A 13,666-nucleotide genomic window follows, 5' to 3' on the forward strand; every position below is an offset into this window, starting at 1 on the left:
AAAAGCTTTTGATCGATTTTTGAGCTAATTTTTTCAAATTTTTACACTTTTTTCAAAAAAACACGGTCTTTTTCGACCCATCTACCGAAAAAAGTAGCCTTTTCACCCAGATTATTGGAAAATTGAAAACAAAACAAGTTTGATTACCTTTGCATTCTCAAAATCAGGAGGAAAATTGTGAAAAAGGTAGCCTTTTATACACTGGGTTGTAAACTGAATTTCTCAGAAACATCCACTATTAGTAGACAATTTGAAGAAAAGGGGTTTCTGAAAGTCGATTTTCAGGAAAATCCAGACATTTTCATTATCAACACTTGCTCTGTAACGGAGAATGCTGATAAAAAATGTAAGAAGATCGTCAAGGAGGCCAAAAAGATCTCCCCTAATTCTTATGTCGCTATTATTGGCTGCTATGCTCAGCTCAAGCCAAAAGAGATTTCTGATATCAAAGGAGTTGATGCGGTCTTGGGAGCTGCTGAAAAATTTCGACTGATCGAACTATTGGGAGATTTTGCCAAAGAGCAGGATGCTAAAGTCTTGTCGAGTGAAATCACAGAAGCAAAGTCTTTCAATAATGCATACTCTATTAATGATAGGACTAGAACGTTTCTAAAAGTTCAGGATGGTTGCAATTATGGCTGTGCTTTTTGTACTATTCCATTGGCTAGAGGAAAAAGCAGAAGTAACACCATTGAGTCTGTTTTGGAATCTGCCAGAGAAATTGCAGGTACTGACGTCAAAGAAGTCGTGCTAACCGGTGTAAACATCGGGGACTTCGGAATAGTGGAGGGAAAAAGGAATGAGCGTTTTGCTGATTTGGTTTTTGCCTTGGACAATGTGGAAGGAATTGATCGATTCAGAATCTCTTCTATCGAACCAAATTTGCTGACAAACGAAATCATCACTTTCGCATCTCATTCCAAGAGATTTGTGCCTCACTTCCACGTCCCTCTTCAATCTGGATCCAACACTATATTAAGGAGAATGGGAAGAAGGTACTTGAGGGAGCTTTATGAGGATAGAGTATCCAAGATCAAAACCTTGATGGCTCAGGCTTGTATCGGAGTAGATGTGATTGTTGGTTTCCCAGGTGAAACAGATGAGCTTTTCTTGGAGACTTACAATTTCCTGAATGAACTTGACATCTCTTATCTCCATGTATTTACCTATTCCGAAAGAGCAAATACTCGAGCAACTGAAATGGATGGAATCGTTCCTATGAAAAAGCGAAACGAAAGATCCAAAATGCTGAGAATCCTTTCTGAAAAGAAAAGAAGAAAGTTCTATGAAGAGAACCTTGGCAAAACCTACACGGTCTTATTTGAGGAAGATGTTGAAGATGGCAAAATGCACGGCTTTACAGAAAACTACATCCGAGTGGCTGCCAAATATGATCCCATGCTAATCAATGAAACCAAACAAGTCACATTGGATTACATCAATGACTCCGGAAATGTTGAGGTTTTAGAACCAGAATTCATCTACGAAAAACACTGATATAACCTAAATCAAAAAGAAAAGGAAATGGAATTTACTCTGTTTCCTTTTTTCATTTAAAGCTGTTTATTGCATTGAGAAAAGAATCTTTTAAAGATTTAAGACTACTCGATTTCATTCCTGTCAATTTTTCATAAATTCAACAGAGGTAAAATTCAATTTTTGTGAGTAAAAAAAACATCCCTGTTTTAATTAAAGACGAACCTTGGCTGGAAGGCTTTGAAAAGGCTGTCCAGGCAAGAATCGACCGATTCCACTCTGCCAAATTTCATATTGAAAATGAGTTTGGGAGTATTTTGGAATTTGCCAATTTCCATCAATACTATGGAGTGCACTATGAGCCAATCCGAAAAGGTTGGACTTATCGTGAATGGGCACCTGCCGCCCAGCAACTATACTTGATGGGAGATTTCAATAATTGGGATCGTTACTCTCATCCTTTAAAGAAAAACCGAAGAGGTGACTGGGAGATATTCCTCCCTTACCATGATTACAAAGACAGCTTTATCCATGAGAGTAAGATCAAAGTTCATGTAGTTGGTGAAAACGGATCAGCTTTGGATAGGATTCCTGCTTACATCACACGAGTAGTCCAAGATGAGGCATCTCATGATTTTTCGGGCCAACTCTGGTTTCCTGAAACTCCCTATGAATGGAAAGATCAAAACTTTGATCCCACTGCGTCAACACAAATGCCTTTAATATATGAGTGTCATGTTGGAATGGCATTAGAAAAAGAAGGAGTCGGAACCTATCATGAATTCACTCAAGAAATTTTGCCTAGAATCAAAGCTGGAGGATACAATGCCATTCAGCTCATGGCAGTAATGGAGCATCCATATTATGGCTCTTTTGGATATCATGTTTCCAACTTCTTTGCACCTTCTTCCCGATTTGGGACACCAGAGGAATTAAAAGCTCTAATTGACACAGCACATTCGATGGGAATAGCTGTCATCATGGATATTGTTCATTCACACGCTGTGAAAAATGTCAATGAAGGTCTCAATGAATTTGATGGTAGTAATCATCAATATTTTCATCCTGGAGAAAGAGGTTACCATGAAGGCTGGGACTCCAAATTGTTTGATTACGGCAAATGGGAAGTCCAGCAATTCCTACTTTCAAATATCCGGTATTGGTTGGATGAGTTTCATTTCGATGGCTTCCGATTCGATGGTGCCACATCCATGCTTTACAAACATCATGGTCATGCTGGATTCGAAAGTGCCGAAAGCTATTTCAACGAAGGAGTAGATGAGGATGCTGTTCTATATTTTCAACTAGCAAATACTGTCATCCATGAAGTGAAGCCAAAGGCAATTTCGATCGCAGAAGAAGTGAGCGGAATGCCCGGACTTTGCCGCCAAGTCGATGATGGAGGCCTCGGTTTTGATTTCAGGCTAGCCATGGGGATTCCTGACTTTTGGATCAAAACTCTCAAGCATAAGAAAGATGAGGAGTGGGACATGTTCGAAATATGGCACGAGCTCACCAATCGTCCAGCAAAGGAAAAATCAATTGCCTATGCAGAAAGTCATGACCAGGCCTTGGTGGGAGACAAAAGCATTGCATTCTGGCTCATGGATAAGGAAATGTACTTTTCTATGTCAGTCCTTCAGCAAAACCTTACCATCGATAGAGGGATCTCTCTTCATAAAATGATCAGGTTGATCACCCTAACGCTTGGTGGAGAGGGATATCTCAATTTTATTGGAAATGAATTTGGACATCCTGAATGGGTGGATTTTCCTAGAGAAGGAAATAATTGGAGCTATCAATATGCCCGTAGGCAATGGTCACTAGTGGACACAGAACATTTGCGCTACCAACAACTTAATGAATGGGACAAGGAAATAATTGGTTTGGCAAACAATTACAAAATCCCGGCTTCTCCACCAGCGATTCAATTGTATTTGGATCCGGATAAAAAAATTCTTGCCTACCAAAGAGCGGACTTGATTTTTATTTTCTCTTTCCACCCTACCGAGTCCTATTTCGGATACCCAATTCCTTTGCCGGAAGGAGGAGAATATAAAATCATTTTAGAATCAGATGAGAAAAGGTTCGGGGGATTCGAAAGGCTGGATATGGACATCAACTATTCCACTGATGAAAAGTCGAACATCCATGTTTACCTTCCCAATCGAGCAGCGATGGTATTGAAGAAGATCAATTAATCATGTTCGATTTTGATTTCAATAAAGATTACATCCTAGAAGATGAAAGAGTCAAATTGAGTCCTCTTCAAATTGACAATGTTTCAGACTTGTTGGAAATAGCAAATGAGCCAGATATCTGGAATTACTCCTTTATAAAAGGAAATGGTGAGAAAAAACTGAGAAATTATATCGCAGGGGCTATCAACCAAAGGCATAATCAAAAGGAATATCCCTTCATTGTCTTTGACAAGCAGACCAACCAGTACGCTGGATGCACGAGATATTGCGAAATCTCACCCAATATCCAATCCATTCGATTGGGCTACACTTGGTATGGGGAAAGGTTTAGAGGAACAGGCCTCAACAAGCATTGCAAATATTTACTTTTTCAATTTGCTTTCGAAAAAATGGGAGCCGAACGTATAGGTCTTGCAGCCTATTCTGAAAATCTCAGAAGTATAGCCGCCATGGAAAGTGTCGGTTGCAAAAAAGAAGGAGTTTTCCGAGGCATCTTTCCTTCTTTGGATGGAAAAGGACGAACTGATGCGGTGCTATTAAGCATTTTAAAACCAGAGTGGGAAAAGCATGTAAAACATGTATTGAGGGGCAAACTCACCTAATTTTAAAATTTCCTTGCCCTATTCTACTCTTAAAACCTAGTAGGCTTAATTCTTTATTAACTTTTATTTGATTTGAACTTTTAGGGTCATTGATCAAACTTTTTGGGTTATTCCCAAATTGGTTGACATGGTAATTTTGTATCGTAAGTTTCATCGAAGGCGCTTACAATTTTAATTAAAAGACAGATACATTTTCCATCTCTGAGAGAGACTTCTCTCGTTTAATCGACAATACCATGAAAGTAGTAGAATTAGCAAATCAACGATACGCTACTAAAAGATTTGACTCCAGTAAGCAAATCCCAAAAGAACATATTGAAAACCTTAAGGAGGTTTTGAGACTTGCTCCATCCTCTATCAATATTCAACCTTGGCAATTCACATTTATAGAGAATCCTGAACTCAAGGCTGAGTTAGCGAAAGTTTCACTTCACAATGAAGAAAAAATCAACCAAGCTAATTTATTGGTGGTATTCAGTGTAGCAGATGATTTGGATGAATTCCAAAAAGTAGTTGAATCTTCTTTGCCTCAAGGACTGGTTGACTGGTACAACTCTATCAGAAAAACCCTTCCAGAATCTGAACTGAAAAACTGGTTTGCTAAGCAAGTTTACATTGCACTAGGTGTAGGATTGAGTGCTTGCGTGGCAATGGGACTTGACTCTACTCCAATGGAAGGAATTGAAGGTGATAAATATCAGGAGATTCTAAACCATAAAAGCTATAAGCCAATTTTAGCACTCGCAGTTGGATACCACTCTGAGGAAGATAGAAATAGAGTTGAAGTAACTCCTAAAAGCAGAAGAGCTGCTGAGGATGTAATCATCTCACTATAACACTTCAAATTTATGTTTTGCAAGTTAATTGGAGCTAATCCAACGGAAGTTCGGAAAGGAGTATTTTCTCCTTCCAAGCTTGCCTTAAAAATGGCCGTAGAAAATACAACTGATTTCAAAGCTATCAAATTCCAAAAATCTGCTGACTCCAAAAGTCAAAAGATATTGGTAATCGGAACTGAGGAAGATCTATTGGAAATGAAAAATGGAAAGAATTTCTTAACCGGGAATCATCCAGTAGAAACCTTCCTTCCCATTTTGCATTTTCAAAATGCAGGTTTTGGAATTGACATTGCGACTCCTACCGGCAAAGCTATGAAAATCGAAGAATGGGCTCTCCCACTTGAGGATAAAGCGGTTATGGATCTTTTTGGAAAATTGAAACCTCAGATGGATGCTCCACTTTCACTGAACAGGATCATGGAAAACCCCGAGAACCTTTCCAAATACGTTGGGATTTTCATCCCAGGTGGTCACGGAGCAGTCATAGACTTACCTACCAATAAAGATGTTGGTTCAGCTATCAATTGGGGTTTAGAAAATGATAAGTTTCTGGTTTCTATTTGTCATGGCCCTGCAGCTTTTCTAGCTGCCAAAAGCGAAAATAATAGATACCTTTTAGATGGGTATCAAATCGCTGCCTTCCCCGATAGTTTAGACAAGATTCTTCCTCCCACCGGCTATCTACCCGGAAAAATGCCTTGGTATTTTGGAGAAAAGCTAAATGAATTGGGTGTTAAAATCGTGAATAAAAGTGCAAATGGAGCTGTTGAGATTGATCGAAAAGTAATCACAGGAGATAGTCCCAAAGCTGCAAATAAACTAGGACAAGTGGCTGCTGAAGCTATTCTAAACTCCTTATAAGTGATTTTTAAACGAGTTTGCTCTCTACCCTATAAAAAAGCCCGGAAGAAATCTTTCGGGCTTAACTATTTCAAATATAAGTAGTTATTACTAGACTAAATTTCACTAGGCAGGACACCAAACTCCCCTTTGAAAGCTTTCGAAAATTGACTGAGATTCGAATAGCCGATTAAATATCCAGTTTCAGAAATAGAATATTTTTTCTCGGATAACATCTGGCGAGCGACTTCCATTTTATTCTTAAACAGGTACTTATGAGGTGTCACGCCAAATACTTGGTTAAACAATCGCTTGAATTTTGAAAGACTCATTGTGACTAAATCTGCCATTTCTTCAACTGATATATCTTCCAATGGATCCATATCCAGTTTACCCTGAAGCTTTTTGAGTCTATCGAAATCATCTGGATGTACATTAGTTGGCTTACTAGCTTTAAGATCTCTCAATTCTAATTTTTCAAAGAAATGATTTAAGAGCTGAAGACAACCTGAAAATAACTGCAATCGACTGGATGTTTTTATATCCAATTCCTCAATGAGATATTTGAATTTAAAATCCATTCCTTCTGAGAAATAAATCGGCTCTTCCTTAGAGAAGTAAGATTTTAATTCAGGGCTTCTTTCTCCAAACACATTGTCCATTAACCATTCTTTGGTAAATCCAACCTGAAATAATTTTATCTGATCATTTGCTGGAAACTCAAGAAATGAAGCAGCACTTGAGGAAATTAAAATAACACTAACACTATCAAAATTGAATTCAAAAATCTTCTCACCAACCTGATGACTCACCTGTGAATTGCTGAGATAAAAATTGATATTAAATAGGTGATTGCTCTTTTGCTCAAGGATGGATAACCTAAGTGGCTTTTTTAGATTAAAATCCATTTGCTGTGCCCAAAAACCATCCTGAAAAATAAAATATTCGAGTTCTCCCAATCCAAAAAGGGAGTTTAGGACAAACTTTTCCCCAATCTTTTCTCCAACTCCTTCTTTTGCCAATTGATCAAACCAAAGATCAGGGCTTTCCATAGGAAAAGTTATACGGGTAATTTCAGAACTCATTTAGGTTTTTTGGATACTTTTCACAAAGTAAGGAAATTTGAATATCATGAGAATCAACGTCCTAAATTATTAATTCAATCAAATAAATAGAGCATCTGAATAAAAATCCACAATCATGAAACTTCAAATTATTCAACCAGAAATAGATTCTCAATCTGAAATTTTTAATAATCCGACAGGAAAACAACTTTTGGAAATCTATGAAGGCTACTATCCTACCATTGGATTTAATCAGCCATGGGTAGGCTATGCCATTTTGGATCAGGATAAATTGGTCGGTAGTTGCGGCTTTACAGGTAAACCCCAAGAAGGAAAAGTGGAACTGGCCTATTGGACTTTTGAAGAATTTGAAGGAAAAGGAATTGCCTCATTTGCATGTAAAAGCCTAATTGAAATCGCTTTAGAGGAGAATCCCGAAATTACTATCATTGCTAAAACGGCCCCTGAAAAAAATGCTTCCACGCGCATTTTGGAGAAAAACGATTTTGTCTTTACCGAAATTATCCAAGACCATGAAATCGGAGATGCTTGGCTTTGGACAAAAGCTCCTTAAAGTCAAATTATAAAAAAGGTTAAAAATCAATAGGTTAACCCAATAGAATATTAGTCTCTACGTTCGTTGGATATTCAACAAACTGGGAGCCCATGATCTATTTTGCTAAGAATTTTTACGTCATTTTCCTTTTTACAATCCTTAGTTGTTCAGGAAATTCAGGTTCATTCAATTATGCTAGTGAAGAAGGAGTCTCTAATTTAGCTGAGGCAGAATATTTAGATCCAGCCACTGAACCCACTTCAGAACCAATAGATCAAATTGAAAGAAAGCTGATCACGGAAGGAAGAGTTAGCTTTGAAACATCTGACATAGAAACTTCCAGAGCCAAGATTTTGCAAGCCGTCAACAAATACAAGGCTTACATTTCTTCAGATGAGGAATTCAATTATTCCGAGGAATTACGAAATACCATTACCGTTAGGATCCCCTCTGAAAATTTTGATTACTTCCTCTCGGAGGCCACAAAAGGTGTAGAAAAATTCGAATCCAAAGAAATCAATGTCAGAGACGTTACTGAGGAATTTTTGGATGTGCAGGCTAGGCTCAAGACAAAAAAAGAATTGGAAACGCGCTATTTGGAGCTTTTAAAAAAGGCTGACTCTGTAAGTGATATGCTTGAAATTGAACGGCAGATTGGTCAATTAAGATCTGAGATAGAATCCATAGAAGGAAGATTGAATTATCTACAAAATAGAGTTTCATTTTCAACTTTAACTCTCACATTAATTCAAAGGTCATCCAAAGAGAATGAGTTTGGTAAAAAGTTTAAAAATGGATTTGTCAATGGCTGGAATAACTTCATATACTTCTTTGTGGTTTTGACCAATATTTGGCCATTTATATTGGTTATGGTGATTATGATTTATGGAATTATCTGGTATTCGAAAAAGAAGAAAAAGTCCTAGGCTATTTATTCTAAAGAGGTTTTGGATTGGTTTAAGGATTGTTCCGTAAATTCAAGGTAACGCTCCCAAAATATGAAAACCAACATTCCTTCCGATTGCGGAAACTCTCCTAAAAACAAACTGATCGCTGATCTAACGATCGCATTTGTAGGCTATGAACTCAATAAAGTCGAGCCATTTTTGGATGAGGATATCCAATGGACTTTGGTAGGCGACATTACAATCGATGGTAAAAAGGAGTTCTTGGAATCATTGAGCCAAATGATTTCCAATCCAGCATCCGAACTGGAGATATTTCAAATCGTCACCCATGGAAAATCCGCGGCTGTTAATGGAAAAATGAAAATGAAGGATGGAAGTCAGTATGGCTTTGCGGATTTCTATATTTTTTCAAGTGCCTCATTCAAAAAAGTGAAATCAATTACCTCCTATGTACAGGCTATTTAAGAGGAAAGCCCGAGAATAGTCCTTCTATTTCTGCAAACGTTCATTTAATTATTCCATTTATCCATTTTTTCCACCGAATAGGCAAAGCAATTCATAAAAATTAGTCTGGTGCCCTAGGATTCCAATATATTTGTCGATAGACAATTCATTAAATATTCAATTACTTTTCTGTTTCAATGCTTAAGTTCAAACCTAATACCCTTCTGGCAGGAGCAGCATTACTTGCTATTGCTTGTACGGGTAACAACAAACCTAAAACAGCAGATTTTGCCGAATTGAAGTCCTATTTCAATTCAGACATCACCTCAACCACAGATAGTACCGATTTGGTATTTACCAATCTCGCAGGACCTGATTTGGTACCAAGCCCAGCTGCTTTGGCAGTTTCAGCCAATGGAGAGGTCTTCGTGGGTGTAGATATGATTGGCTCTTTGGGAAAAACTCCTGGAAAAGGAAGCATCGTCAAATTGATTGATGCTGACAATGATGGTACCCTAGACTCCCATACCACTTTTGCCAAAGTGGATAATCCCCGTGGCATCATCGCCATGAGAGATCAAGTCTTCGTTTTGCATACTGTTTTCTCTGAAGAAACCGGTATCGCGACAGGAATGGACTTGGTTGTTTTTGAAGACAAAGACAATGACGGAGTTGCGGACGGCCCATCGCAGCCATTGATTAAAAATATTTGCTCTTTAGAGCCATTGACTTCCAGAGGAACTGACCATGCAACCAATGGAATCAGAATGGGGATAGACGGTTGGATTTATATCGCTGTTGGAGACTTTGGTTTCCATGAAGCAACCGACCGAACTGGTAAAAAAATGACCATGCTGGGCGGTGGAATCGTGAGAGTTCGCCCTGATGGAACAGAAATGGAAGTCTATGCCCATGGAACAAGAAACATCTATGATGTGGCGATTGACCCATTTATGAACATCTATACCAGAGGGAATACCAATGACGGTGGTGGATGGAATGTTAGATTTATCCACTACACGCAGTCTGGTGAATTCGGGTATCCAAACTATTTCAAAAACTTCACCAATGAAATCATCCCTGCATTAGTTGATGTCGGAGGTGGTTCTGGTACCGGTAGTTATTTCATGGATGATTACAGATGGCCTGCTAAATACAACCATACTCCAATGATGGCGGATTGGGGACGAAGCCAATTGTATATCCACCGTGTCACCATGGATGGACCAAGCTTTACTCAGGACGTCGAGGAGTTTATCAAATTGCCACAAATCACGGATATCGATGTGGATGCGAGCGGTAGAATGTTCCTTGCGGCGTGGGATGGAGCTGGATATAACGGTTCTCCGGATAAAGGATATGTAGTCAAAGTTGAGCCAAAAGGCTTTGTTTATGAACCTTTCATCGATTTGAAAGCTGCAAGCGCAGAAGAATTAGGAGAACAGTTGAAAGCGCAAAGTTCTGTGGCAAGATTGGCCGCTCAGCAAGAGTTACTGGCTAGATTTCCCCAAGAAGCGGGTAAAATTGCTTTGCGAGTTGCTTTGGATAAGACCTTACCTTTAGAGGCAAGAGTAGCAGGTATTTATACTTACGCTCAGGCAACTTGTACTGACGGAAATGGTGAACTTTTAAGCTTAACCGAAGAGGATAAAATCAGAGAATTTGCATTACGTGCTTTGGCTGATCGTAAAACATGTCTTCAAGGTGTTCCTTTAGACCCATTTGTAGAAGGTGTTACTGACCCTAATGACCGTGTGAAATCCGCTGCAATCGTTGGTTTAGGTAGAATCGGAAATCCGGAAGCAGCTGAAGCACTTCTTGCAGTGGCAGTTCCAAGCACTTTTGTAGAACCAGAAAAAGGAACAGAAGGACCGCATGCTACTCCAAATTCAGCAATTGTACTTCCTCATATCGCTGTTCAGTCTTTGGTAGAAATCGGGGCTGTAGATGCAGCTGTAGACGCAATTGGAACAGATCATTCCAAATTGGCTCTTTGGGCACTGAAATACATGCATGATCCAAAAGCTGTGGATGGTTTGATCGAAGCTTATAAAAACACTGAAGACAAGGCATTGAAAGTTGAAATCCTTTCAACTATCTCAAGATTATATAAAGAAGAAGCTCCTTACGCTGGCGATTGGTGGTGGGGAACCCGTCCTGACACACATGGTCCTTACTACAAAGCTGTAGATTGGTCAGAGTCTCCAAAAATCAAGGCTTTCTTGATGGAAGAATGGAATGGATTGGATGACGCCGCTGGCAAAATGTACTTCGCAGATTTGAATGAGAAAAACAGAATGGATATTACTGAATTCGGTGATGGAGCTTCTGAATTGACTGTAGTAGAGAACACCATTGATCTTGAATCCATCAAAAACAAAAAAGGTCAGGTGGGTGAAGCATCAATCGAAGATGTAATCATAGCTGTAGAAAACATCCAAGGCGATCCTGTGAAAGGAAAAGCTTTATTTACTAGCCAAGGTTGCGTGGCTTGTCACAGTGTCGAAAAAGGTCAGCCATTGAAAGGTCCATTCATGGGTCAGATTGGATCTATCATGAACCGTTCTCAGATTACAGAATCTATCTTGAAGCCTAATGCTTCCATTTCTCAAGGTTTTGCAACTGTACAAGTTCAAACAAATGATGGTAAAACCTACATGGGCTTTGTAACCGGTGAAAACGCCGATGAAATTGTTCTTCAAGACATTGCAGGTAACCCGACCAAATTGAGCAAAAGCAATATCAAGGAAAGAAAAGAGTTAGAAAACTCCATGATGCCTCCAGGGTTGGCAAATTCCCTTTCTTATGAGGAATTAGCTTCCTTGGTTTCTTACCTTCAGTCACAGAAATAAGAAATTCAGTAATAGTTTTAAAAGGCCTTTCATTTTGGAAGGCCTTTTTGCTTAATACTAAGTCCATCTTCTTATATTTTTGGTAAATTGGTATGTAAAGTCTTTTATTTTTTACCCCACTTTTCAAAACAAGACCATGAGACATACCACTTATTTAACTCCAATCTTACTTGGGATATTAATGGCATGCAGTTCTCCTACTGAGAATTTGGAAGCAGAGAGTCCTGCTACAGTTTATTTTGGAGGAGACATCATTACCATGGAGGGTGAAACTCCAGAATATGTAGAAGCTTTGGTTGAAAAAGATGGAAAAATCCTTTTTGTTGGATCTAGTGCAAAGGCTATGAAAGAAGCTGGCCCTGGACATCAAATGGTAAATTTGGGAGGGAAAACACTAGTTCCTGGATTTATTGACGGACATGCTCATTTTTACAATTTCGGAGCTCAGGCTATTACCGCCAATTTATTAGCAAGCCCTGATGGAAATGTCAATGATATTCCCACATTGATTGAAACCCTAAAAACCTGGTATTCAGAAACCGGAATCGATAAAACAAATGGATGGATATTTGGATTAGGCTTTGATGATGCAGTACTGAAAGAAAACCGATTCCCTACAAGACATGATTTGGATTTGGTCAATGATTCTCTTCCTGTGATGGTTTCTCACATTTCAGGTCATTTTGCTGTAGTCAATACAAAAGGCTTAGAAATACTTGACATCACTGCCTCTACCCCAAATCCGAAAGGTGGAGTAATTCGGAGAGAACCAGATGGAAAAACACCAAATGGAGTTCTTGAGGAATTGGCAGCAATACCAAGTATGCTAAAAGTCTTAACTCCATCCTCCTCGGATATTGCTGACTTTTATTTGGATAAAGGTCAAGAAATGGCAGCAAGCTATGGATACACCACTGCCCAAGAAGGAAGAGCTATGAGCAATCATGAGCTTTTAGCCAATTATGCCGATAGAGGGAAACTCAAAATAGATGTCGTAAGCTATATCGACTATGCATTCCCTCAATACATGGAATCTAAATGGAACAGCAAGGACTACGACAATCATTATCGAATCGGTGGCTTGAAGCTCACACTTGATGGTTCACCTCAAGGAAGGACAGCTTGGAGAACTACTCCATATCTACTTCCTCCAGATGGTCAAAAAGAAGGATACAGCGGCTACCCTGCTATTCCAGAAGATTCAGAGGTTCAGCGAATCGTTGATTTGGCGTATGAGAGCAACTGGCAACTTCTTGCCCATACCAATGGGGATGCAGCGGCAGATCAATTGATCAAAGCAGTCGGCAATTCATCCCAAAAATTCGGAAATGAGGATCGAAGAACTGTTTTGATCCATGGACAACTCATTCGACAAGACCAACTTGACAGCTTGGCTAAATATGACATGGTGGCCTCTCTATTCCCTATGCATACTTTTTATTGGGGAGATTGGTACAAGGAAATCATCGGACCGGAAGCAGCTCAAAAAATCAGCCCGATTAAATCAGCTTTAACCAAGGGGATTCATGTGACTAGTCATACAGACGCTCCTGTAGCACTACCAAATCTGATGATGATTCTTTGGACGACCGTCAATAGACAAAGTAGAAGCGGGACAGTCATGGGTGAAAATGAAAAGTTGACCCCTTATGAAGCTTTACAATGTATCACTTCCTGGAGTGCTTGGCAGCATTTCGAAGAAGGTAGTAAAGGAACCTTGAGTCCAGGAAAGCTTGCTGACTTGGTTATTTTGGACCAAAACCCATTAAAAGTTGATCCACTGACTATCAAGGACATTCAAGTGATGGAAACCATCAAAGAAGGAAACAGCATATTCAAAAGGGAATAACATTTCTTATCCCTTTTTGAAAAAAATTAGACGGA

General features: G+C 39.1%; 11 protein-coding genes. 10 read left to right on the forward strand and 1 reads right to left on the reverse strand.

What is annotated here, in order from left to right; translation table 11 throughout:
• The first annotated feature begins 177 nt into the window (after positions 1–177).
• From mtaB to BUF13_RS05240, 5 genes are all read left to right on the forward strand, one after another.
• Positions 178–1,497 (forward strand): tRNA (N(6)-L-threonylcarbamoyladenosine(37)-C(2))-methylthiotransferase MtaB, encoded by a 1,320-nt coding sequence (gene mtaB / locus BUF13_RS05220; RefSeq protein WP_073570656.1) that lies wholly within the window; start codon positions 178–180, stop codon positions 1,495–1,497.
• A gap of 164 nt (positions 1,498–1,661) precedes the next feature.
• Complete coding sequence (locus BUF13_RS05225) at positions 1,662–3,677, forward strand: alpha amylase C-terminal domain-containing protein (protein ID WP_073570657.1); 2,016 nt, start codon at positions 1,662–1,664, stop codon at positions 3,675–3,677.
• Positions 3,678–3,679: 2 nt separating this feature from the next.
• Positions 3,680–4,279, forward strand: a complete 600-nt coding sequence (locus BUF13_RS05230; RefSeq protein WP_073570658.1) for a GNAT family N-acetyltransferase — start codon at positions 3,680–3,682, stop codon at positions 4,277–4,279.
• Between the two features lie 236 nt (positions 4,280–4,515).
• On the forward strand, positions 4,516–5,115 hold the full coding sequence (locus BUF13_RS05235; RefSeq protein ID WP_073570659.1) for an NAD(P)H-dependent oxidoreductase: 600 nt from the start codon (positions 4,516–4,518) through the stop codon (positions 5,113–5,115).
• Positions 5,116–5,127: 12 nt separating this feature from the next.
• On the forward strand, positions 5,128–5,979 hold the full coding sequence (locus tag BUF13_RS05240; RefSeq protein ID WP_073570660.1) for a DJ-1/PfpI family protein: 852 nt from the start codon (positions 5,128–5,130) through the stop codon (positions 5,977–5,979).
• 95 nt (positions 5,980–6,074) lie between these two features.
• Here BUF13_RS05240 and BUF13_RS05245 read toward each other — a convergent pair whose 3' ends face one another.
• A complete protein-coding gene (locus BUF13_RS05245) occupies positions 6,075–7,043 on the reverse strand; it encodes a helix-turn-helix domain-containing protein (protein ID WP_073570661.1) in 969 nt (322 codons plus the stop codon).
• A gap of 115 nt (positions 7,044–7,158) precedes the next feature.
• Here BUF13_RS05245 and BUF13_RS05250 point away from each other — a divergent pair, with 115 nt between their 5' ends.
• The 5 genes from BUF13_RS05250 to BUF13_RS05270 all read left to right on the forward strand — a co-directional run bounded on the left by BUF13_RS05250 (position 7,159) and on the right by BUF13_RS05270 (position 13,631).
• Positions 7,159–7,596 carry a GNAT family N-acetyltransferase gene (locus BUF13_RS05250; protein WP_073570662.1) on the forward strand — a complete coding sequence of 146 codons (438 nt, stop codon included), beginning with the start codon at positions 7,159–7,161 and terminating at the stop codon, positions 7,594–7,596.
• Positions 7,597–7,688: 92 nt separating this feature from the next.
• Positions 7,689–8,504 (forward strand): DUF4349 domain-containing protein, encoded by an 816-nt coding sequence (locus tag BUF13_RS05255; protein WP_073570663.1) that lies wholly within the window; start codon positions 7,689–7,691, stop codon positions 8,502–8,504.
• Between the two features lie 72 nt (positions 8,505–8,576).
• On the forward strand, positions 8,577–8,951 hold the full coding sequence (locus tag BUF13_RS05260; protein WP_073570664.1) for a hypothetical protein: 375 nt from the start codon (positions 8,577–8,579) through the stop codon (positions 8,949–8,951).
• Positions 8,952–9,127: 176 nt separating this feature from the next.
• The gene (locus BUF13_RS05265) at positions 9,128–11,782 is read left to right on the forward strand and encodes a DUF7133 domain-containing protein (protein ID WP_073570665.1); all 2,655 of its coding nucleotides are present in this window, start codon (positions 9,128–9,130) and stop codon (positions 11,780–11,782) included.
• A 136-nt stretch (positions 11,783–11,918) separates the two neighbouring features.
• Positions 11,919–13,631 (forward strand): amidohydrolase, encoded by a 1,713-nt coding sequence (locus BUF13_RS05270; protein WP_073570666.1) that lies wholly within the window; start codon positions 11,919–11,921, stop codon positions 13,629–13,631.
• Positions 13,632–13,666 lie beyond the last annotated feature (35 nt).

Source organism: Algoriphagus zhangzhouensis, from assembly GCF_900148515.1.
Classification (GTDB): domain Bacteria; phylum Bacteroidota; class Bacteroidia; order Cytophagales; family Cyclobacteriaceae; genus Algoriphagus; species Algoriphagus zhangzhouensis.